This is a genomic window from Scytonema sp. HK-05 (genome assembly GCF_963872035.1).
Lineage (GTDB): Bacteria > Cyanobacteriota > Cyanobacteriia > Cyanobacteriales > Nostocaceae > Kalymmatonema.
In genome coordinates this window covers 26,118-48,693 of sequence record NZ_CAWMYC010000116.1, presented here as the reverse complement: position 1 = coordinate 48,693, position 22,576 = coordinate 26,118, and the positions used below count along the sequence as shown (strand labels likewise).

The window sequence follows — 22,576 nt, the reverse complement described above, 5'->3', positions numbered from 1 at the left end:
TTAGGCTAATAAAGGTACTGTTATTTTTTTGTATATTGCAGCTTATATTAGAAAAATCTCGTAATGGAAGACCGGTATAGCGTACAAGCAACTACCAATCCTCTGATGCACTTAGCACCGTTTTTTCAAGGGTTACCAGAAACCGTTGTAGAGCAGGCTCTTACCCATTTAGTAAGCCGCACTCACCCAGCTAATCAAGTGATTTTGTTGGAGAATGACTGGGGGGGCTCCGTATATTTTATTGTAGAAGGGTGGGTAAAAATACGTACTTACAACCTCGAAGGCAAAGAAGTAACACTAAATATTCTCGGCAAGGGAGAATTGTTTGGTGAAATGGCAGCTCTTGATGAAGTGCCTCGTTCCACCGATGTCATTACCCTGACTTCCACAGTGATTGGTAGTATGCCAGCACAAGATTTTCTCAAGTTACTTCAAACAGAACCAATGGCGGGAGTCCGATTGGCGCAACTGATGGCACGTCGGTTACGGCAAGTAAATCGGCGATTGCGGTTAAGGGAATCTGACAGTCAGTCGCGGGTAGCAGACACGTTATTGTTTTTAGCCGAGGGACAGGGAAAGAAAGGGGAAGGGGGAACCAAAATTCCCAATTTACCTCACCGGGAATTGAGTAGTTTGAGTGGACTGGCACGAGAAACAGTCACACGAGTATTGACAAGGCTGGAAAAAAAAGGCTTGATTAAACGGGAGCAGGACGTAATTTGTATTCCCGATTTGTCAGCCTTAGAAAGAATGATAGTTTAACAGTCTTCTCAACAAAGAACTCAGAACTCTGTACAGTCAACAGTCAACAGTGAATTGATCAGTGAGTTCTGTGTTCTTCTGATTTTAACCCCCGAGTAAATGAATGGTTAGGCAAACAAAAGACTTTAACAAGACCTCAATGAAACTGGAAGCGCCGTTGAGAATCGTGGAAACGGCGTTTTTAGCTAGCACCGCTAGCTTAATCTGGTTTATTAATTTTTACTTTCCTTTAGGACCTCTGTTACGGATATTTTTCCCCGTGCCGATCGCTCTAGTGTACCTCCGTTGGGGCAAACGAGCGGCATGGATGGCAGCAGTGACATGCGGCTTGCTGCTTTCGGTGCTGATGGGACCAGTCCGCAGTGTGCTGTTTGTCATGCCTTTTGCCTTCATGGGCGTACTTTTAGGAGCAACATGGAATCGACGTGTTCCTTGGATTGTTTCCATCACCTTGGGGGCGTTGTTAGGCACCATAGGAGTCTTTTTTCGGGTGTGGTTGATGTCGGTGCTGTCTAATGAAGACCTTTGGATTTACGTCATTAACCAGGTGACGGATTTTATCGAGTGGATATTCCTTAGGCTGGGCATTTTGGCGAATCCCAGCGTGTTTTTTATTCAGGTTGGGGCGATCGCCTTAATTCTTGTCAACAACTTTATCTACCTATTCACGGTACATATAGCAGCATGGCTGCTGTTGGATCGCCTAGGCAACCCCATCCCTCGCCCTCCACGTTGGGTGCAAGTGATCATGGATTATGAAGAATAGTCACCGCTTAGGGGAATTCAAAATTCGCATTCAGGAGAAATTCAAAATAAAATTGTTTCGGTCATTTGTCATTATTTGAATAATTGTTGACTAATGACTAATGACTAATGACTAATGACTTTATTCGCATTTATACTCAGACTGAACAGGCTCAGGAATGGACAGCTAAGTATCGCGGTACTTTACCCGTATTTGTCTGTGTTTTAGGATTTACCGAAACTGGTTTGATTCCAGGAATTTCCGCAGCAGGTCGCACTCCAGAAGATAGGAAATACACGGCTTGTGCGGATGCTGAATTTTTATACTACGGTTCTGCACATAAGCCGAAGTACCCTTTACCACCATTGGCGGCTGGGGCTTCCCCCGTTCTGATTTCCCGCGCCGTGGTTGAGGCACTAAATATTCCGGTTTATTTATTCAATGCTGGTTTACCTCAGCCCCCTGCTGTCCCAGCCATTGATTTAGGTGGCTATAGCGCTCAGTGTTTGAGTCAAGGTGCTGCTATGGAACTAGCAACGGTAGACCACTTGTTCAAACAAGGGCTGGTTTGGGGTGAACAACTAAGTAGCAAAATCGAAAACGGGTACTTCATTTTAAGCGAGTGTGTCGTAGGAGGAACGACAACCGCCCTCGCAATTTTAACTGGCTTAGGCATACCAGCAGGAGGAAAAGTCAACAGCAGTCACCCCGTTTGCAATCACGAGCAAAAGTGGGCGGTCGTGCAAGCTGGGCTGGAAAGAATGAGGGGACAAATCAATTCAAAATTCAAAATTCAAAATTCAAAATTAGGAGTTTCTCCCTCATCCTCCTCATCCTCCTCATCTCCCCCATATGATCCCCTCGAACTCGTGGCTGCAGTAGGCGATCCCATGCAAGTTGTAGTCGCTGGGATGGCGATCGCTCTGAGTCGCAGTTGTGGCGTTTTGCTTGCTGGTGGAACGCAAATGCTTGCCGTTTATGCTCTGATCTGTGCCATTGCTCAAGCTTACACCTTATCTTGGCGAGCAGAAGAAGTCGTCATAGGAACAACCCGTTGGGTAGCAGAAGACCCAACGGGTGCCACAATAGAATTAGCCCGGCTAGTGGGTAGCAGCAGCATTACTCCTGACGGAGTGACTCCGCCGTTACTAGCGACAGGGCTGAGTTTTACTAATTCCCGTTATCCCCAACTTAGAGCTTATGAGCAGGGTTTTGTCAAAGAAGGTGTGGGCGCTGGAGGCGCTTGTATAGCTGCTCATTTGAGCCGAGGTTGGCAGCAACATCAACTTTTGGAAGCCATTGAAGCTCAATTAGAGCAATATCAAAAGAATTCCGAATTGCGAACTTACAATTCGGAATATAACCAAGCGTAGAATATGCTTGGTTCAAGCTTTAAAAGAATTTTCTTTTTACTTAATAACAGCCCCTTTAAGATCTGCAGATTAATCTACATCCCGCGCGTGAGGTGGGTTTTCCGTGTAATTTTTGTAAAGTCAGCAAGCATACAGTCAACTCATAAAAAAAATGGTAAGAAAGCCATTCTGAGTTTTGACGCCTTTGTGAGTTTTTGTGCTTAAGAGTGAATTCTTTTTAGCAATAATTGCTCTTCCAAAGCAGCAATGCGATTGTATGCGGCTGTTAATTGCGCTGTCAGCCGTTGGATTTGAATTTCTGGGGTTAAATGTCTATCTCCGCCTTGAAGATTAGTGTCTAAATACATGCCATCTGCGATGACATCCTTATGTTCAAGCTGTGAATTGAAACTTATCTGTCCTTTTAACTGATAACGCCTTGTGTCACTGCTTTCGCTTAAGTTATCGTTAGCCTCTTGTGTTTTTACTAAGCAGCTTTCTGATAAAGCTCGAGAAACTTTACTATCAAGCTGCCCAATCACCTCGTAGAGGGCATCCAGTTTTTGACTCAAAGTCAGGACCTGCTTTTGTAATGGCTCCATTTAATACCCTCATCCGTTTATATATCTCTATAGTATTCAATCTCTTGGCAAGGTTAACTATACTTATGATTTTTTTAACTTTTGATATGTTCTGTTGAAATGCAATACTTAAATCTGAAATTGGAAATATATCTACACACTCTATAGAAGTATTACTAAACCATTTGTGTTAAAAAAATTAATTTTTTAGATGATTTTTCATAAGTACTTGTGCTTAATATTTCATCAATGCTGAGTTACAATAAGCGCAAAGCCTTGTGCCTGTAGGAATATCTAAGTAAAATCCCACGGATAAAACTGGCAAAGTAGACAAAAAAAGGCTCTTTTTCTCGCCAAATAAATTTACGGCGTCAGACCTTTTCCTGAACGCCTTTGACTCTGGAGACTGTAAAACAAAAAATGACATACCAAGCACTCAACGCTCAGGAATGTTTCTGTGAATAATTACTTAAGTAAAATTTCACTTATGATTTGTACTGGTATCAAGTTGACAAAGAAAATTTTAAATCAAGTCATCAACAAACTCGGACTAAGTAATCGTTTGGCTTTTTTTGTGCCTTTGTTATTTCGACGCCCGCTGCATTAGTATTGACCCAAACTAAATATTTTTTTAAAAATAAAAATCAAAGATATAACTTAAGCCAACAAGGAACTAAAACCTAATCACAAAAGAGACACCCAAAGATAGAAGCAATCACAACGTTTGGCTTCATTCTTGCTACACTTGGATTTGGTGAAACTGCTACTAAATCACGCTTTTCCACTCTAAAAGTCAAAATCAATGGAGCGACGTTCTTTTTTGCTAGGTATAGGTACTGTAGCGCTTTCACAACTGCTTGTTGGGTGTGGTGGCAACAAACAGGCGACACTAAACGTGCAACTGTTGAAAGGTTCTATCCCTGGTCAGGTGGTTAATCAATTCAGCAAAGGTTTGCAGCAAAAGGTGGAGTTAAAGTTTGCTCCTGTAGAGAAGTTACAGGATTTATTTCAAAAATTGCAGTCCTTGCAGGAGAAACCAAATACCAACGATGAGCAAGGATGGCGTCGCGTCTTACCATTTGCCCAATCCGAAAAAGCCACCAAAGCTGACCTAGTAACACTGGGAGATTACTGGATAGACTTAGCCATTGAGAAAAAACTTATACAACCACTAGAAGTAGCAAAGATAAAACAGTGGTCTGCTTTACCCAAACAATGGCAGGAATTGGTGACGCGCAACGACCAAGGTCTAGTTGATCCTCAAGGAAAAGTTTGGGCTGTTCCTTACCGTTGGGGTAGTACGGTGATGATTTATCGCCGAGACAAGTTCCAAGAATTGGGTTGGACACCGAAAGATTGGAGTGATTTGTGGCGAAATGAACTGCAAGGGCGCATTTCTCTTTTGAATCAACCACGAGAAGTGATTGGTCTAGTTTTAAAAAAGCTGGGAAAATCTTATAACACAAAGAATTTAAACATTCCAAACTTGGAAAAGGAACTGGACTCATTAAACCAACAAGTAAAATTTTACGGTTCTACTCGGTATTTGGAACCTCTGATTATTGGCGATACTTGGCTAGCAGTTGGTTGGTCAAGCGATGTAGTACCAGTGATTGGGCGCTACCCGCAACTTGCGGCAGTTGTTCCCCAGTCAGGAACAGCACTTTGGTCAGACGTATGGGTAAATCCTGTTGGTGAAGACAGGCAACCTTTGTTATATGAATGGTTAGATTTTTGTTTAAAGCCTGGCATTGCTAAACAAATTTCTTTACTGACCAAAACGAATTCACCGATTCCTACAAAGATTGCTGCATCTGATTTCCAAGAATCATTACGCAGTTTGTTACTTGTTAATTCTGAAGTATTAGAGAAAAGTGAATTTTTACTTCCTCTACCCCAACCAGTCGCTAATCAGTATGAGTCTTTATTGGCCAAAATAAAGGGGTAATTGTTAGGGCTTATACATAGTAGATATGCACTATACCCGATTCTCATTTTTCGTCGTTAGCAGTTTTTGAACGTAGAATGTTGAGCGCAGTCCCCAGCTAAAAATACTAAAAAAATATCCCCAATTGGAAGCGGTTAGCGAAATAAATATTATAGAAAAGCGCAGCAACATTATGATAAGATAAAAATGGTAAGGCAAAACGAACTTTCGTATCGGCACTACCATTTTTTCCGCGCAATTATCTACTTCAGATTTTGCTTTTTTTCTGGGGTTTACGTAGACAAAAGTTTCTACGGTTCATTGGGAACGCCAATGCACCCGGAAACGTTATGTAGTTTTATGGCTATGTAGCGCAAGAATCCCCAACCATAACGCAAGTTTAGTTGGGGTGCGTTCAATCTAGTTTGCCATTGTCATCGTGTTGCGATCGCGACGCCTCTAAACAACGTTTTACTGGACAATAGTGGACATTGGCTGAAAACTGTACGAGTAACCATCTTTGCGATGGATTGGCTGACAATGCTTGTGACGAATAGACTGCAATTTTCCTAATGGAGTAGTCACATCAAAAGCACCGCTTTCTCGGACAGAAACACGCCCTAGATGAACACCTTGATGCTTGCCCTTGGGAACGTTAGCGCGAACAATATCGCCCGTCCTAAAGCCATATTGGACAGGACTGCGAGTTTTGAGTGCTTGATTGCCTTCCTTGTTCAGCACAGGAAAGCCGTACTTATTTTTTGTAACCATTTGACGCTTTCCCCAACCCGACGCCTTGATGAGTAATGGTTGCTGAGTGCTGAAGATAATGTGGTTCAAGTCGCCCGTACACGAAGCATCAATCCAATGTTCCTTGACTAAGCCAAACCGAAGGCGATTGTATTTAGTTTGCGCTCCGCTGGAACTTTTTATTGGTAGAAGAGCTTTGAGAGTACTATATAAAGCCCATCGGGTAGAGTTGACAGCTGCCGCATCTTTTAGTGGCTGCAACGCCATCGATCTTATCTTCCTTAGTACAGCTTTGCATTAATTCGTAGCGTTTTAAAACCCAGAGGGACGCGGAGTCAACGCAGTGAACCAGCGCTCTTGGTAGGGTTTCCCGACAGCAGGCGACTGGTGTTCGCCGTCAGGCGTGCCGTAGGCATACCCGAAGGGAGTAACGCAGAGCCTTTCTGAAATTAATTCGTTACGAACTTGTGAAATTCTGTACTTAGTCGCGCAGAATCTTTTTTTAGAAAGTCTTCAACTGGTTTATTTCCCTTGGCGAGATTGCAACGTTCACACGCCAACGTTAGGTTTGAAATTCTATCGCTGCCTCCCTTACTTTTTGGTTTGATGTGATCAATTTGAAGTGGAACACCAGAAGAATTACAGTAAGCACAGCAACGTCCCCATTTTTCTAACAGATACTCACGAACTTGATAACCCCAGAGAGTTCCTTGCTGATACTGTACACCTTCTATCGTTTCTGCTTGCATTTTTTGGGTATCGAACTTCACTAATTCCATCACTATTTCTGTGATGGGTGAATATTTGCAAAGTCTTTTGACCCAAGTTTCTATACTAAGAAAGCGGTGAAGTAGAGAAGGAGCTAGCCAACCTTGCCTACGGCTACGATTAGAAAAGCGTGGTTGACGATATCTAGTTTTTCTTGAGCGGCTTCCAGAATTAACTGCTTGGCTTGGTCGATGTCGTCTCCGTAGCCGATGCCGATATCGTACTCCAAGCGGCGGTTTTCAAAGGCGGTGTTTACTGTGACAGAATTAGTGAACAACTCAGAGTTGGGAATCACAATTCGGCGACCATCGTAGGTTCTGATTGTTGTAGCTCGTGTCTGAATACTTTCTACAGTTCCCTCAAAGTTTTTAAAGACTATCTGGTCATCAATTTGGAATGGTTCTGTCAACAGGATTAAAATGCCGGCTAAAAAGTTTTGCAAAATGTCGCGGAAAGCAAAGCCAATCGCCACACCGCTAATTCCTAGCAGTTGCACTAAATCGCCCGCCCGAAATGTGGGAATCACAATGGACAGAGAAACAAATAGACCCAACAAAATTGTTGCACCCTGTGCCAAGCGTCCCAGTACCAATCCCAGATTGCGAGCATGGTGGGGATTGCCGGTCAAACGCCTGACTAGTACACGACGGCGGAAATAAAGCTACCATTCACTCATAGCGCGAAAAGCCCACAGAATCAGCCTTTTGACTTTTGACTTTTGACTTTTGACTTCCGCGCAGCGGTACTAGTCTCCTTATGGCTGTTGCAGCAAAGAAGAAAATTGCAAAAACAATCAATGCCAGCACGATATTGGGCAGTGAACTACCTACACTGCCCTAACGGGTTCCCCTGGAGGGTAGGTGTAGGCTTCCCAATTCATTGGGGATTGCCTCTGTCTTTTGTGGATTTTTTACGTCCAGAAGTCTTTGGTCTTACATCCCCTCGGTGGGCAGAAGCGCTAGTTCCTAACGCCCATAATCGCAAACCTTCATTTCTAATATTTATGGCAGCATTAATGTCTCTATCATGCTGTTTCTGGCAGTGTGGACAGTCTACAAACCTGACACCTAATGAATCATAACCTTTTTGAAGCATTGGCATTGGTAGTAGAGTCTCACTACAAAGTTGAGAAGATGGGAAAAAACGACCAATTTCAAGATAGGTATGCCCAAATCTCTCAGCCTTGTATTTCAACATGGTTAAAAACATTCCCCATCCTTGATCGCTGATAGATTTTGCCAAATTGGGATTTTTCACCATATTTTTAACTGCCAAATCTTCTACACAAATCACTTGGTTTTCGTATGCTATTTTGCGAGATAGCTTGTGTAGGAAATCTTCTCGAAGCCTAGCTATAATGCTCGTGAATTTTGCCACTAAACGTTTAGCTTTGCGACGTTTGTTAGAGGTCTTGTCCGTTTTTTTAGATAATTTCTTTTGTTTGCGCTTTCTATTCTTTTCTAAGTTTGCTAACTGCTTCTTTGGAAGGTCATACTTTGACCCATTAGAAGTTACAGCAAAATTCTTCAAGCCAAGGTCAACCCCAATAGCTTCATTAACTGAAACTACTGGATTGTCTTTTTGATTAAACAGAATAGAAGTATAATATCTACCATCCGCATTTTTCGATATGGTTACAGTTGTGAATTTTCCGTCGGGTAGTTCTCTGTGAAACACGGCTTTAACCATCCCCAATAACCCCGGAAACTTAATCACAGAGTCCTTTGGCATTAATTTTACGTTTTGAGGATAATAAAAACTTAAAGTTAAGTCAGATATACAAACAATTGTTCGTTTCCGAACTCTTCCTCTCCCTCGCTGTCGCATTGGTGAGGCAGTGCGGTCTTGGGGGTTTCCCCCATGAGCAACTGCCCTCGAGGAACTGTCGTCAACTCACAAAGCAATTCATCTGACGCTCTCCTATGCCTTCTCAGTAGCGGAGACGCTACGCGAACGGCACGCTGCGCGAACGGGTGAGACGTGAGCCTTCTTGCTGTTTTAGGTAAAAAGTCGTGAGATTCAACTCCACCTGTAGTTAGTTTTGGCTGTGTGGCTAGGAACACAGCTCAAGCCGGATGTTACTCGTTCCCCAATTATGGTCGATTGGTTTCCTCTTCTCGCCGCACTTCTTCCACTTGACCGACTTCAAATATTAGGGTGAAGGGTTGTCCCATCTCGCGTTCAATAAATTCTTCCAACAACTGCACTTGCCGAGGGGTTACTGGTTCCTTAGCCCGCACACTCAGGCGCACTTGGGGCGGATTTGTTAGCCAGTTAGTATTACTGTCGAGTAACTGCAAGCGTTGAAAGGTGATAGTTTTGTTTAACAGCGCCCGTTGAAGACTACTTTCTAGTTGCACTTGTCGCACGAGTCGGGCAAAGCTGACGCCCAAAGGAATCACCAGGATTGCCATCAAAGCTAAAGTCCAAACCAAGGGTTTCCGCGCCCGTGCTAGAGAAGTGTAACCTGCTACCAAAAAGGTCAGCATACAAGATAAGGCTATGCCTAGTAGATTAGTGAGGTAAAGCAGAGTTGCTCCCAAACTAAGTGACCAGTTAGCCTGTGCCAATCCCAAACCAATTACGCAAATCGGTGGCATCAAGGCAACAGCAATTGCCGTCCCCGCCAAACTTCCAGAAATTTTCGGTTCAATCTTCGCATAGGCACTGATACCACCAGCCGCCACGGCTATACCTAAATCTAACAGTGTTGGTTCGGAACGTGCCAACACTTCACTGCCATAGCTAGGTATCCGTACAATCCAACCCAGGCAGCAGGCAATTGTTACTGCTATCAGTGTTCCCACCGCAACGGCAATCACTCCTTTACGAAATAGAGTGACATTGCCTTGCAAAGCACCAAAGGCTAACCCCCGAATAGGCAGCATCAACGGGGCAACAATCATGGCTCCAATGATGACAGCTGTACTGTTGGAGAGTAAACCAAAGGTGGCGATGACACAGGAGCCAACTATCAATGTCAGGTATGACAGGTCTAAAGTTGATTCTGCAAGCAACTCTGTTTGTAGCTGGTGGAGTTGGTTTGGTTCAGCACCATTACTTCTAAAGTTTTTGAAGCGGTCTCGAATGTTTCTTGCCAAGACCATCCTCCTAATAAAGCTCATAGCTAACGCCTATTAGCTATTTAATTTAAGTTTCACCCAAGAGATCGTGTCATCTACAATTAGTCTGGTTACTGTTTACGATGAATTTTGCCAAGAATATTTTTATGGTGGTGGCTTCGGCAATAGGCGGCTCGGAAGCGATCGCCTCTGTACTAGGCGCGACATGTTCCGATTTATCAGTTTTATTTATGACAAGTGTATCTCTTATAAATGGTCTCTTACTTCTTTTATCGTAAGCGATTACCCAGACATGATATCAGAGGTCAAAAAAATCTTAAAACTGTATAAAGAGCAGGATTTTTGATGCTGATTTACTGTACGGTATGAAATTGAACTCAGACGGAACAGGGAGGCGCACTAAAAAGTGTGGGATTGAAACTTGGAAGCCGTTTTTCCGAAGCGATCCACGTCTAGAAAAAAATCTTTTTTCTAAATTCGCTTTAAACCCATAACGCGCATTTTCTTTACGGAAAACAAAGAACAGAGAATCCCTGTTCCCTGTTCTCCGTTCCCTTCTTTTGCAATTAACAACGCAATTCTACACAATTACATTCTCCATAAGAATTAAAAACAATGACAACTGCAAGTCAAGCAACAACTCAAACAACTAATATTACAGATTTAGTGGTTAACAGTAAAAAGAACTGCTACCACCTCTTTTCTCAGCGTATGACTGAGATTCAAAACACAGGAGTTAACACAGAACTAAAGCCAGGAATTCACGTTATTAGAATTCGGAAAGGTTCTTTTGATTACGTTCAAGGCGATGTTCAGAAGGGTGAACCCATAGTAATGCTCTGGATTTATGGTGGGAAGTTCAAGAATCTAAAAACTAATATAGAGGTTCCAGCAGGCTGGTCAACTTTGAACGGTTATGACGATACCCTGACCTTAGCTGTATCAGAAACGTCAACACTTTGTGCCTTCTTTTTTGATGTTGAAATTGGGGATAACGATGGAGATGTGACAGTTTCAGTGATAAAAGTTGGTGAACTTAATGATTTAAATTAAGTTGTTTACTTGACTGTCTCGCAAAAGACAGTAATTCATAAAATTATGACATTAAGGGGTATGAAGAGGCTACCGATGTTAGTCTCTTCATACCCCATTGTCTGATAACTCTTAAGAAACACTTCGCGATGCCAGTTGCGTAAGTCCTGCATTTTTATTGTCGAGAAGAAGAAATTACGATTATTCGCAGAGTTCGCAAGGTAGAAGAAATTGAAGCAAGTCCAGCTTGTCCAGTCAACACCACTCAGTTGAGTTAGGTTCAACAAGAGGACAGATGCAGTCTTGAAGAGAAAATTTCAGGTTTTTTATCTCTAAAAACAAAACAGTTTCAGGAGAAATTTATGAGATCTCAAAATTCGGATTCTGGCAAACTCATTTCACTGAATGTTGAGTCCCTGAGCTTCGATAGTTTTGGACGTAACCCTGGAAATGCGGGCACCATTTGTAAAGCTATGTAAAGACCTACGAGTAACGTAACAACATCACCATTCCAATTCACCACTAATGACGGCTGGAAGCAATTTAATTTCTTTAGAAGATATAGCAGAATTTCTCAACCAATTCTTTGCTGTTGAGCGCTACTCTCAAGAGGAAAGAGGCGGTGTGTATTTGCCTTCAACACGTGCTGTTAAACGTTTGGGGTTGCTATTAGAACCGTCGGCGCAGTTACACAAATGCGTAAGAACTCAAAACTTAGACGCGCTGTTCCTACATCGTCCTTGGAAACTTGAACCCGAACAACTTGCACCAGATATCGGCGTCATTTCTTATCATTTACCATTTGATGAGCGCTTGACATTTTCTTTCAATTCCAGATTGGCAGAAGTCTTGGGAATGTCTGGTTTAGAAGTGCTGGGAGACAAAGACGGCAGAGCAATCGGTATGATTGGAGATGTTCCGACTCAAAGCTTTGCTCATTTATGTAATTGTGTCAATCAAATATTTGGCGGATATGAGCAAGTACGTCCAGCAGAAGCCACTGAAGTGACACGAATTGCTGTTATTGGTGCGATGACGGACTTGCTCGTGCGTGAAGCAGCAAGCCGTGGTGCTCATGTTTACATTACCGGACAGTTACGACAGCCAGCTGAACAAGCAATGCAAGAAACGAAAATTGCGGTGATCGCCGTCGGTCATCGTCAAGGTGAAGTATGGGGTTTACGCGCACTTGCTGGAGTATTGCGCGAACGGTGCTCTAGTTTAGAAGTGGTTGTGCTTCAAAATTTTTAATTAAGTTAATCTTAGGAAAATTAGTCTTAGGGTAGTTGACAGTTAACTGTTAACTGTCAACTGTCAACAGGCTAATAATTTTGCTCTTGAAACATAGCCTGAAAGCGTTCATCCTTGCGGATTTTGTCAAATTCTGAGTTATCTTTGAGAATTGATAGGTATTTGTCTGGACACAAATCAATTGCTCGTTGTAAGTTGTTAATTGCCTCTTCGATATTGTTTTCCATAGCATAACAACGAGCTTTGTTGTACCAGATGGTATCATCGCATGGTTGTAAGTGGGAAGCTTGTTTGTAGCTAGCGATCGCTTCCGGATAACGCCGTAATTTTTCCAAAACGATAGCCCGATTTAACCAAGCTTTCTCGTGGTTTGGTTGAATTCCTATAACTCGATCAAAGGTTGCAAGCGCCTTTTCGTAACGCCCCCATTCGAGCAAACTCATGCCTCGATTTTGCCACGCCATCACATTATTAGGGTCAAATTCAATAGCACGGTCGTAGCTGTCAAGAGCTTCTTTATAATATCCTAGCTGTTTAAGAGCATTGCCTTTGTTGTTCCATGCCCAATAAGCATCTGGTTGCAACCACAAAGTGCGCTCAAAACTCTTCACTGCTTTTGCATACTGTCCCCAATCGCACAAGGTAATACCGCGATTATGCCAGATAGTAGCGGCATTTGGATTCAACTCTAAGGCACAGTCAAAGCTGTTAATTGCTTCAAGGTAGCGTTCTAACTTGCCTAACGCAATTCCCCGGTTGTGCCAAACCCAGCAACCATTCCATTGTAATTTCAGGCTTTGGTCAAAGCAAGCGATCGCATCTTCATGACGACCCAAGGAACCTAGAGCAAAGCCTTTCTGAGATAAGGCTTCCGGATAATCTGGTTTACACCTAAGAGCTTTGTCGAAACTCGCTATTGCTGCTTCAAACTTTGCTGCTTTATTCCGGCGTAATCCTTGTTGGAAAAAAAATTCCGCCTCCAGGTTGAGGGTCAATTTCATAAACTTTGGCATCCCGCTCTAGATATATTCCTTGATTATACTTTAGATATATTTTCTATTCTAGATGCCCAAAACAATAACATGGCTCAACAAAGAGATCCAGTAGCGGAAATACTAGGGATAGGGTTTTGTGTGTTTTGTCTTGATTTTCACTGTCTACGCGTGATCAGCGACTTGTATTCACTCCCATTGGACCGCGAGTCACACCAAGCTGATTTTGCAATTTTAACTCTCGCCAGAGTTGAGAGCCTGTGATCTCGCCCCGCAATAGTTGCTGATAGTGGTGTATTGTTTGCATCACTTTCTCCGGTGTCTCATTCACAAATTCGATACGGAAATTTCGTACACCAAACTCTATCAGGTGTTGTACGTATTCTGCTCCAGTTTGCGCTGTGCCATTAAACACAGTATTTCGACAGCCAACGTCAGCTTTGAGGATATGTTCTGTCCCCACTCTGTCCCGCAATTTCACAGAATGCTTTTCACAAGGGCGTCCGCAGTTGGTGTAGTCAGTTCCTTGAGATAGGAAGGCACAAAATACACAATGTTCCATATGGAACATGGGCATATGTTGATGAATTGTCACCTCAAACCACTGGGGTGGGCAACTTGTCAGCAGGTCTTGCAATTGGGTGATGTTCAAATCGTAAGACGCTGTCACCCGTTCCAAACCAAATTGATGTTTAAAGTAGTCTGCTGTTAAGGCATTGGCAACGTTGAGAGAGAAATCCCCAATGCAACGGTCATTAGCAAAAAACTGGAGTTGGTCATAGTTCCGCACCAAATAGCCATCTGCTTCGCAGGAACGGACTTGCTGCAAAATCCAGTTTTCTCCTGGTTTGGTAATTCTTGGAGGCGCAACCCAGATACTGGGAGATGAAGAGTCAGCAGAGAAGATTGAAGAGGAAGAAACATTTTCATTCTTCATTCTTCCATCTTCATTTTTTATCCTTCCATCTTCATTGTTCATCCTTCCATCTTCATTCTTTGACCGACGTACCATCCGGACTGCTTCGCGGTAAGCACGGGGGTCTTCAAATTCACAGTAGAGTGTTTCGATTCCCGCAGACAGTGCAGCTTGTAGTTGTTTTAAGTTTCGCACGAGTACAACGAGAGAGGGAGAGAGGGAGAGAGGGACAGACAGAGGGACAGAGGGGGAAGGAAGTAAGTCTTTTAGAGAAGCGCTTGAGTGTAATTGCCAGCGTTTAGGTTGGGAACGCAAATCTTCCAGCTGCGTCACAATTTCCCGCCGCATTCGGTTCAACTCACTCACGGGTACCATGACTGGGTCTTTGAGATGATTTGTCAAAGTTCCCAAACAGAAGGGAGTGTTGCCGAGACGACCAAACTGTTCTTGTAAACGTTCTGTGGTGAGGGGTTTGGTGTGCGCCTCTTCAAGGGGCATTGCAGATTCTACCTGGACAACATGACCTAGTTCGTCGCGGGCGATCGCCCCTAAGGATTGACCAACTTCTCCATAAACCTCTATGTGAATTGGACGCTGAAATTGCGGATTTTCTCCAGCAAAACTCTGACGCAATTGCTTATCAAGTTCTGGATCGCTAGTTTTCCAAACCTTGTCCCCTACGTGTATCCGTCGTAGGTTGAGGTCACGGCGACCAAAGGTTAGTGCAGCTTGTTTTCCTTTATGTTCCACCGCATAAATTCGACCACCTTCTTCCTGCGCTTCCGGATGACCGCAATCAAAAACAACACCGTCTCCAGGCTTAATTGGGGCTTGTAGCCGTACTATCACCTTTTCGTTACTGATGCGGGTGACTTCGCCCAAGTAAACTCCACGCTTTTTACCAAAGTGAGCATGAACCAGTTCCTGATTGTTAATTCCGCGAAACCAACCTGTGTACAGTCCGCGAGAAAACGCCATCTCCAAGTTGTAGCGTTCTTGTTCCGGCGCTTGTACAGACGAGAGGTGGGGCGTCTCTACATTTTTTAAATCCGCCATCACCTTATCCAGCGCTTGTCGATAAACCTGTGTAACATTTGCCACATACTCAGGCGTTTTCAAGCGACCTTCAATCTTGAGACAACTGACCCCTGCTTTCACCAATTCTGGCAGCACCTCTAACCCTGCCAAGTCTTGAGGGCTGAGCAGATATTTGCGATTCCCCAAATCTACAGCTTGACCATCAGATATTAATTCGTAGGGCATCCGGCAAGCTTGGGCACATTCGCCACGGTTGGCAGAACGCCCCCCTAGCGCTTCACTCGTCAAACATTGACCGGAATATGCCACGCACAAGGCACCGTGAACAAAGACCTCCAAAGGTAAAGACGTTTTATCCAACCTCTCTACACGCAGCTGGCGCTGAATTTTCTCGATTTCCTGAAGGGAGCATTCACGAGCAAGTACTACCAACTGACAACCCAAGGATTTGGCAAATTCCACCCCTGCGGCACTGGTGATGGTCATTTGCGTGGAAGCATGGATAGGAAAATCTGGCGACAAGTGACGGATAAGACGACAAATTCCTACGTCTTGGACAATCACCGCATCCACACCTGCGGCAATAATTGAGCGTAAATACTGCTCTGCCTCTCTGATTTCCTGCGGAAAAACAACTGTATTAAGGGTGACATAGCCCTTTACACCTCGACAGTGCAGAAATTGCATCAACTTGGGTAAGTCAGCCTCAGTGAAGTTTTGCGCCCGCATTCGCGCATTGAAGCGATCCAACCCAAAATATATAGAATCTGCCCCATTTTCCACAGCAGCTTTGGCACAGTCCCAATTACCTGCGGGGGCGAGTAATTCAGGGCGTTGAAAGGTGGGTAAGGTGAGTTGGGGGGTTGGTTTGCGATCAGCTTTCATCAACTTGGGGATGGATTAGAGAGCACCATTGCGATTCTATCGTTTGTGCTTATTGATGGTGGGGAGAAGGTGATCAAAATAAGCAGTTCTTGAGCAGGGGAGGAAGATTTTCATCGGTTTGTTTGCTACCCCTTTTTTTCTCAACTCTGGTTCTTTGATGCAAGATATAATACTCTCATATATTTATAGGCAATAGAAGTAGGCTAAAGTTCAACACTTGCCTACACAATTTACCAAGTCAAACTCTTGGCACAAAAAAGCGTGTATTTACTTCAACATTGAGAGTGGCTTTTCCGACCGAAAATCACTTTTTTAAACTTTTTTAACAAATCTAGAAAAGAAATCATTTCTGCATTGATTGGGGCGAAAAGTAGCGACGGTATAACTCATCTTGTTCAATGGGCGCTTGAAAAATAAGATGCGTTTACCCTGTAGCTTCCCCCTAGGAGGGTGAATACAAAGAATATCGATCATACAAACCGAAAAAAACTCGTAATTAGCTCAGAAATCGCACTCTTTCTCAGAGGCTTAATTATTGGCAAAGTCTTGACAATTCTGGTGATTGGCGGACTGTTTTGGCTGCTGGTACGACCACGCTTGTGGGTTAGCAGCAACACTATATCTAGTCAAAGTTCAAACACTGCCTCAATTGATACCTCAGGCTTTGGGACAGTTGCGAATATGCCAATCGGCTCATTCAAATACGGTGGCAGTACAGCCTGGGCAACCAGACGTTAATTGAGCGATCGCTGCCGGTCGAACCTGAAGAAATCCTCGCCAAAGACAAAAGCCCTGATAATGGTTCTTTGCTACCTTTGATTCCACTCAAAGAACACCAGACGTTAATTGAGCGATCGCTGCCCGTCGAACCTCAACAAGTCGTTGCCAAAGACAAGGGAATGGACTTGTCCTCACCCTTTAACACCGCTACCAGTTTCTGTAGGGACAATGTAGCGTTGTACAAACAGGAATAATAATAATACTGGAGCGATAGAAATGACTGAGCCTGCAGCTACCAAGCGCCAGTTCAAGGAAAATGTACCCGCCAGCTTCGCGACTCCTAAAGGAAGGGTGTATAAGTTTTCGTCTTGAATGACAATTAAGGGCCAAAGAAAGTCACTCCAAGAGCCGATAAATACGAAAATTGCCAGAGTGACAAGTGCTGGACCAATTGCTGGAAGCATGACGAACCACCATATGCCTAACTCCGAACAACCATCCATGCGTGCAGCTTCTTCCATCTCTTTGGGGACACTCATAAAAGCTTGTCGTAACAGAAAAATCCCAAAAGCAGAAGCCAAGCTAGGAAAAATCATTCCCAAATATGTATTTCTCAAACCCAACTGGACTGTCAAAATGTACAGCGGAATCATCACGATTTGGAAGGGAATCATAATCGTGGAAACAATCGCAATAAAAATCCAGTCTCTTCCAGGAAATGAAAGTCTTGCCAATGGGTAAGCAGCCAAAGCGCAAAAAATCAGATTCAGGCACACAGTTAGCACTGCTACGAAGGTACTGTTAAACAGGTATTGTCCAAAGGGGTTGGTTTGCCAAACATTGACAAAATTTTCGATGGTTGGTTGACTTGGCAACAACTGCGGGGGAAATTGAAAAATATTTTCTGTTGAGGATTTCAACGCTGTACTGATCAGCCAAAACAGGGGAAACAGCGTTACGAGTGCGACAGCCCCTAATAGTCCATAAGTCCATACCCGATTTTGGATTTTCAAATTAGTCATCTGCTTAAAATTCAATGATTTGTAGTGGGTTCAACCCAAATTCCGTACACACGCCCTGTAACGGTTTATCCCACGGTTCAACAGGTAATTCTGGCAAATAGGCAAATTCAAAGACAATGCCAATGGTAGGCTTGTTTGCCCATTCAGGAGAACTCAACATACGGTCATAATATCCCCCGCCATACCCCAAGCGATATCCTTGATAGTCGCAAGCAACACAGGGAATGAGAATTAAATCAACTTCATCAGGAGCTACAATTGGCGCATCAGGATGGGGTTCCGCAATTCCATAACTCCCAGTTATTACAGACTCTTCATGTGTCCAAATATGCCAAAAAAGCGATTGACCAACGCAGCGAGGAAAACCCCATCGGTGAGAGGTATCTGTAAATAATAGGCTTAAGTCTGGTTCTTGGCGAAAGCTAAAATAAGCAAGTATTGTTTTTGCTTGGTTAAACAGGGGAGAGGTTAAAAGGTGCGTGCAGATGCGATCGCTCTTTTGTTTCCACTCTGCCACAGACATTGAATGACGTGTTTTGAGCAGCGATTTGCGTAATTCTTTTTTCTCTAGTTGATTATCAACTTTCTCCACAGGTTTATTAAAAAAGCTTATTTCTTAGATGGCATTGTGCGTTCTCATTGTAAATTAGGTATCCAAGAAAAGGAGGATGCTTGGCTAAGGTTCATTTACGAAACGTCACGCTCGATAATTTCCGAGAATGCATCAGCTTGGAAGTGGACGAATCTCAAAAAGGGCTTGTGGCATCAAACGTGAAATCATTAGCTGAGGCTTACGTGAACCCGAATCTGTTTCCCCTAGCTATTTATGATGCCAAAGTTGCGGGTTGGGAACAGCCTCAGTTAGCAATGGTCGGCTTTACAATGTACGAAATCACGGCTGGAGTTGGTTTTATTCTTCGCCTCATGATTGACCACAAATATCAGGGGCAGGGCTACGGACGAGCGGCTATGCTAGAGGTGATAAGGCGTCTCAAGCTGCACCCAGAAGTTGAGTTAATCGCGACGAGCCATCAGACAGCTAACGAGGTAGCATCAAAACTTTACCGCAGCCTTGGATTTGTGGATTGGGACATTGAATGGGCTAGACAGCACAAATCTGAAATTTTCCTAAAATTAAACTTTTGAATCAATACCGTTCAGTTAAGGGGTATTCGTGACAATTTTATGCGTGTAGAGACGCTTCAACAACAAGATTCCCGACTTCTTTAAGAAGTCGGGAATCTGAGCCTTTCAGGTCAACTATGCGCCGTGCTGACGCCACCACTCAATCGTATTCTTCAACCCTTGCTTGAAGTCCACTTGAGCGGTGAAACCAAAAGCTTTCTTCGCCCGTTCCGTATCTAAACAACGACGAGGTTGACCGTTGGGTTTATCTGTTTCCCAAACAATTTCGCCATCAAACTGCATCAACTCACAGATAAAATTAATCAAGTCACGGATGGAGATTTCATAACCGGTTCCCAAGTTGACGGGTTCAGGGTCATTGTAAGACTGAGTACCCATGACAATACCTCGCGCTGCGTCTTCTGAATACAGAAACTCGCGGGTGGGACTACCATCACCCCAAACTGGGAGTTTCTTTTCTCCCTTTATCTGCGCTTCGTGAACTTTGCGAATCAGCGCTGGGATGACGTGAGAACTTCTGGGGTCAAAGTTATCTTCTGGTCCGTATAAATTCACGGGTAGCAAGTAAATGCCATTAAAGCCGTATTGCTGGCGGTAAGCCTGTAGTTGGACGAGAAGGGATTTTTTTGCAATTCCGTAAGGGGCGTTGGTTTCTTCTGGGTAGCCCTCCCACAGGTCATCTTCTTTGAATGGAACTGGGGTAAATTTGGGATAGGCGCAGATGGTGCCAACGCAGACAAATTTTTCTACGACCGCTTGATAGGATGCATGAATCAACTGGGTTCCCATCATTAAGTTGTCGTAGAACAATTCAGCCGGTTTCTCACGGTTCAAACCGATACCGCCGACGTGAGCTGCTAAGTGGATAATGATGTCTTGCTGATCTACTGCTCGTTGGCAATTTTCCAGGACACGCAGGTCGCAATCATGCGATCGCGGCACTGTAATTTTATCGCGATCCGCTCCAGCCTTACATAACTGGTCTATCACCTGACGCCCCAAAAAACCAGATCCACCAGTTACGAGAATTCTTTTGTTCTTCAGTTCTAAGGCGTTCATATTTTCTTCCTCGTTGGTGTATATCACAAGTGGAGTGCACCCAGTTCTTGCCGAATCATGGCATTATCCTGCAACAATGAAGCGACCTTACCATTTGGCGAAGTCAGTCCCAACGCTTGCAAGTCAGCTTCTACCATAATGGCTACCAGTTGCTTAAATGTTACTGATGGTTTCCAACCCAACTTTTGTTGTGCCTTACTAGAATCACCAATCAGCAAATCTACTTCAGCTGGACGAAGATAGCGATCGTCAAACTCCACATGATCTTCCCAATTGAGGTTCACATAACCAAACGCCAGTTCGAGAAACTCGCGCACGGAATGGGTTTCACCAGTAGCAATGACGTAATCATCCGGCTGCTCCTGCTGTAGCATTAACCACATTGCCTTAACGTAGTCTTTCGCATACCCCCAGTCCCGCTGGGCATCCAGATTACCCATGTAAACTTTTTTCTGTCTGCCAGCAACGATTCTGGCAACTGCCATTGTAATCTTACGCGTAACAAATGTTTCACCCCGCCGAGGCGATTCATGGTTAAAAAGTATGCCATTACACGCGAACATACCGTAAGACTCACGGTAATTTACTGTTTGCCAATGAGCGTAAACCTTAGCACAAGCATAAGGACTACGGGGATAAAACGGAGTTATTTCTTTCTGGGGAACTTCTTGTACTAAGCCATACATTTCTGAAGAACCTGCTTGGTAGAACCGCACCTGAATACCTGTGCGATGCCGATAGTCACGAATCGCTTCTAACAAACGCAGCGTTCCCATTCCGACTGAATCTACGGTGTATTCAGGAGAATCAAAGCTTACCCGTACATGGGATTGAGCCCCTAGGTTGTAAATTTCTACTGGCTGAACTTCCTCTAGAATGCGGCGCAGCGTGGTACCATCCGTCAAATCACCATAATGTAGAAATAAGCGCACTCCCTCTTTGTGAGGGTCTTCGTAAATGTGATCAATGCGATCGGTGTTGAAAGTGGATGTCCGGCGTATTATACCATGAACTTCATATCCTTGCTCTAGTAAAAACTCACTGAGATATGAACCATCTTGACCGGTAATACCAGTAATTAACGCTCGCTTCTTTTGCGTCATGCTTTATTATTCCTTGTCGTTACTGAATAGATCAATACAGGCGACCTGGTACAACCTAACAGGTAATTGCTCAATTTCCCACGGGAAAACTACGAGCCTCGCTTGTAGATCAGCGATGATATAAGTAAACCTGCTGATTTGTAAGTTTACAATCAGCCCCTCTTACCCTATCCAGGCTGTTTCATCTGATTCTGTAAAATTTTTTTATCTTTATCAAAACTTTATATAAATTGCGCAAATTTTAAAAATATCTTAAAATTAGAGAAAATGTAAGTGAGTAGTCAAATTGCCGGTGAGCGACAAATTCTCATTAAAAATTCGTAATTCATAATGACGACTTCAATTACGAATTACGAATTAGAAATCACGGGTTAACGATTACGAATTTAATTTGTAACGGTACCGACAGGATGTTAGTTACTATTGGCAAGTCCAGTTTTGAACTTTTTATTGCTTAGTATGCCCCATTATTTTTGGGCATAACGACAACACCAATAGTTTTAAAAACTATCCACCAATCCAACGCAAAATTTCTGAACTTGGCATAATACAGATCTATTTGAACCCGTCTAGGATAAGGGATATCATTGCGTCCAGAAACTTGCCACAATCCAGTAATTCCTGGTCGGATAGTTAAAATCTGATCTATGTGACAACCATACTTGGGTAGTTCTTCTGCTACTAAAGGTCGTGGACCGACAACACTCATGTCTCCTTTTAAAACATTCCAGAATTGAGGAAATTCATCCAAACTAGTAATTCGCAAAAAACGACCGATTTTCGTAATTCGCGGGTCGTGCTTGAGTTTAAAATTTGCCTCAAATTCTTGCTGCAAATGAGGAGATGTTTCCATCATTTGCACTAGGACTTCGTCGGCATTAGTTACCATTGTTCGGAATTTAATACAATTAAAGGGTTTGTAATTTTTACCAACCCGTTCCTGTATATAAAAAATCGGACCTTCTGAGCTTAAAGCAATCAGCAAGGCCAAAATTAAGTACACGGGAGAAAACAAAATTAGCACCAACAGCGAAAACACAATGTCGAATAGTCGCTTAGTAAACTCTCCGTTTAAAACCTGAAAAGACAAACCTTTGGTTTGAACTCTAGGCGTCTTTTTCTGCTGACCGCGTTTGAAGAAAGTACGCGAGCGTCTGTATGTTGCCGAGGCGTTTGTCTCCGAAACACCTGCCCTGGGGAGCGGTAATAGGGCAGCCACGTTTTTTCGACTTGGGCGTAAAGACGCTCTATGCGATTGCGCGGAACGCAATGCCCTAAAGGGCAATCGCCCGATCAACGGCAACCTTGCTTCAGTTGGTTGTGCCCGTCCTTGGGACAGGCGGACGCTGCTTTTAAAACAGCGGCCAGTACCGGGCGTACTACGCGATCGCTTCCCGGAGAGGAGTGAGCTCTGGGCAGTCATCATACTCCTTAACAATCCACA

General features: G+C 43.6%; 20 protein-coding genes and 2 pseudogenes. 8 read left to right on the top strand and 14 right to left on the bottom strand.

Going from position 1 to position 22,576, the window contains the following annotated elements; translation table 11 throughout:
• Positions 1 to 63 precede the first annotated feature (63 nt).
• From AACT52_RS24155 to cobT, 3 genes are all read left to right on the top strand, one after another.
• A complete protein-coding gene (locus AACT52_RS24155) occupies positions 64 to 762 on the top strand; it encodes a Crp/Fnr family transcriptional regulator (RefSeq protein WP_073633594.1) in 699 nt (232 codons plus the stop codon).
• A 103-nt stretch (positions 763 to 865) separates the two neighbouring features.
• Positions 866 to 1,528 (top strand): DUF2232 domain-containing protein, encoded by a 663-nt coding sequence (locus tag AACT52_RS24150; RefSeq protein ID WP_083630510.1) that lies wholly within the window; start codon positions 866 to 868, stop codon positions 1,526 to 1,528.
• Positions 1,529 to 1,635: 107 nt separating this feature from the next.
• On the top strand, positions 1,636 to 2,880 hold the full coding sequence (cobT, locus tag AACT52_RS24145) for a nicotinate mononucleotide-dependent phosphoribosyltransferase CobT (protein ID WP_073633592.1): 1,245 nt from the start codon (positions 1,636 to 1,638) through the stop codon (positions 2,878 to 2,880).
• A 200-nt stretch (positions 2,881 to 3,080) separates the two neighbouring features.
• Here cobT and AACT52_RS24140 read toward each other — a convergent pair whose 3' ends face one another.
• Positions 3,081 to 3,461 (bottom strand): hypothetical protein, encoded by a 381-nt coding sequence (locus AACT52_RS24140; RefSeq protein ID WP_073633591.1) that lies wholly within the window; start codon positions 3,459 to 3,461, stop codon positions 3,081 to 3,083.
• Positions 3,462 to 4,242: 781 nt separating this feature from the next.
• On the opposite strand from AACT52_RS24140, the gene AACT52_RS24135 reads away from it, so the two are divergent.
• The gene (locus tag AACT52_RS24135) at positions 4,243 to 5,388 is read left to right on the top strand and encodes an extracellular solute-binding protein (protein ID WP_073633590.1); all 1,146 of its coding nucleotides are present in this window, start codon (positions 4,243 to 4,245) and stop codon (positions 5,386 to 5,388) included.
• 450 nt (positions 5,389 to 5,838) lie between these two features.
• Here AACT52_RS24135 and AACT52_RS24130 read toward each other — a convergent pair whose 3' ends face one another.
• The 6 genes and pseudogenes from AACT52_RS24130 to AACT52_RS24110 all read right to left on the bottom strand — a co-directional run bounded on the left by AACT52_RS24130 (position 5,839) and on the right by AACT52_RS24110 (position 9,992).
• Positions 5,839 to 6,384 (bottom strand): hypothetical protein, encoded by a 546-nt coding sequence (locus AACT52_RS24130; protein WP_073633589.1) that lies wholly within the window; start codon positions 6,382 to 6,384, stop codon positions 5,839 to 5,841.
• Between the two features lie 182 nt (positions 6,385 to 6,566).
• A pseudogene (gene iscB, locus AACT52_RS24125) lies at positions 6,567 to 7,004 on the bottom strand (RNA-guided endonuclease IscB); the annotation flags it as partial.
• A 41-nt stretch (positions 7,005 to 7,045) separates the two neighbouring features.
• Positions 7,046 to 7,525 (bottom strand): annotated as a pseudogene (locus AACT52_RS24120) (mechanosensitive ion channel family protein); the annotation flags it as partial.
• 28 nt (positions 7,526 to 7,553) lie between these two features.
• Positions 7,554 to 7,691, bottom strand: a complete 138-nt coding sequence (locus AACT52_RS41505; protein ID WP_443216666.1) for a hypothetical protein — start codon at positions 7,689 to 7,691, stop codon at positions 7,554 to 7,556.
• A gap of 70 nt (positions 7,692 to 7,761) precedes the next feature.
• Positions 7,762 to 8,616, bottom strand: coding sequence for a transposase (locus AACT52_RS24115; RefSeq protein WP_233154059.1), 855 nt, complete (start codon positions 8,614 to 8,616; stop codon positions 7,762 to 7,764).
• 362 nt (positions 8,617 to 8,978) lie between these two features.
• Positions 8,979 to 9,992, bottom strand: coding sequence for a DUF389 domain-containing protein (locus AACT52_RS24110; protein ID WP_073633588.1), 1,014 nt, complete (start codon positions 9,990 to 9,992; stop codon positions 8,979 to 8,981).
• Positions 9,993 to 10,583: 591 nt separating this feature from the next.
• Between AACT52_RS24110 and AACT52_RS24105 the strand changes: the two genes are divergently transcribed.
• Entirely contained in the window at positions 10,584 to 11,021 is a 438-nt protein-coding gene (locus AACT52_RS24105) for a hypothetical protein (RefSeq protein ID WP_073633587.1), read from the top strand.
• Positions 11,022 to 11,525: 504 nt separating this feature from the next.
• On the top strand, positions 11,526 to 12,251 hold the full coding sequence (locus tag AACT52_RS24100) for a Nif3-like dinuclear metal center hexameric protein (protein ID WP_073633586.1): 726 nt from the start codon (positions 11,526 to 11,528) through the stop codon (positions 12,249 to 12,251).
• A 71-nt stretch (positions 12,252 to 12,322) separates the two neighbouring features.
• Here the strand turns inward: AACT52_RS24100 and AACT52_RS24095 are convergent, their stop codons facing one another.
• Positions 12,323 to 13,264, bottom strand: a complete 942-nt coding sequence (locus AACT52_RS24095; RefSeq protein WP_073633585.1) for a tetratricopeptide repeat protein — start codon at positions 13,262 to 13,264, stop codon at positions 12,323 to 12,325.
• A gap of 154 nt (positions 13,265 to 13,418) precedes the next feature.
• On the bottom strand, positions 13,419 to 16,082 hold the full coding sequence (locus tag AACT52_RS24090) for a U32 family peptidase (RefSeq protein WP_073633584.1): 2,664 nt from the start codon (positions 16,080 to 16,082) through the stop codon (positions 13,419 to 13,421).
• Positions 16,083 to 16,532: 450 nt separating this feature from the next.
• Between AACT52_RS24090 and AACT52_RS24085 the strand changes: the two genes are divergently transcribed.
• Complete coding sequence (locus tag AACT52_RS24085) at positions 16,533 to 16,820, top strand: hypothetical protein (protein WP_073633583.1); 288 nt, start codon at positions 16,533 to 16,535, stop codon at positions 16,818 to 16,820.
• 173 nt (positions 16,821 to 16,993) lie between these two features.
• On the opposite strand, the gene AACT52_RS24080 is transcribed toward AACT52_RS24085, so the two are convergent.
• Together AACT52_RS24080 and AACT52_RS24075 are read right to left on the bottom strand one after the other, a co-directional pair.
• A complete protein-coding gene (locus AACT52_RS24080; protein ID WP_073633582.1) occupies positions 16,994 to 17,824 on the bottom strand; it encodes a carbohydrate ABC transporter permease in 831 nt (276 codons plus the stop codon).
• A 4-nt stretch (positions 17,825 to 17,828) separates the two neighbouring features.
• Entirely contained in the window at positions 17,829 to 18,416 is a 588-nt protein-coding gene (locus AACT52_RS24075) for a 5-formyltetrahydrofolate cyclo-ligase (RefSeq protein ID WP_073633581.1), read from the bottom strand.
• Positions 18,417 to 18,496: 80 nt separating this feature from the next.
• Here AACT52_RS24075 and AACT52_RS24070 point away from each other — a divergent pair, with 80 nt between their 5' ends.
• On the top strand, positions 18,497 to 18,970 hold the full coding sequence (locus tag AACT52_RS24070) for a GNAT family N-acetyltransferase (RefSeq protein ID WP_073633580.1): 474 nt from the start codon (positions 18,497 to 18,499) through the stop codon (positions 18,968 to 18,970).
• Between the two features lie 114 nt (positions 18,971 to 19,084).
• On the opposite strand, the gene AACT52_RS24065 is transcribed toward AACT52_RS24070, so the two are convergent.
• From AACT52_RS24065 to AACT52_RS24055, 3 genes are all read right to left on the bottom strand, one after another.
• Positions 19,085 to 20,029, bottom strand: a complete 945-nt coding sequence (locus AACT52_RS24065) for a GDP-L-fucose synthase family protein (protein ID WP_073633579.1) — start codon at positions 20,027 to 20,029, stop codon at positions 19,085 to 19,087.
• A gap of 23 nt (positions 20,030 to 20,052) precedes the next feature.
• Entirely contained in the window at positions 20,053 to 21,132 is a 1,080-nt protein-coding gene (gene gmd, locus AACT52_RS24060; protein WP_073633578.1) for a GDP-mannose 4,6-dehydratase, read from the bottom strand.
• Positions 21,133 to 21,586: 454 nt separating this feature from the next.
• Positions 21,587 to 22,351 (bottom strand): sugar transferase, encoded by a 765-nt coding sequence (locus AACT52_RS24055; protein ID WP_073633620.1) that lies wholly within the window; start codon positions 22,349 to 22,351, stop codon positions 21,587 to 21,589.
• Between the last annotated feature and the right edge of the window lie 225 nt (positions 22,352 to 22,576).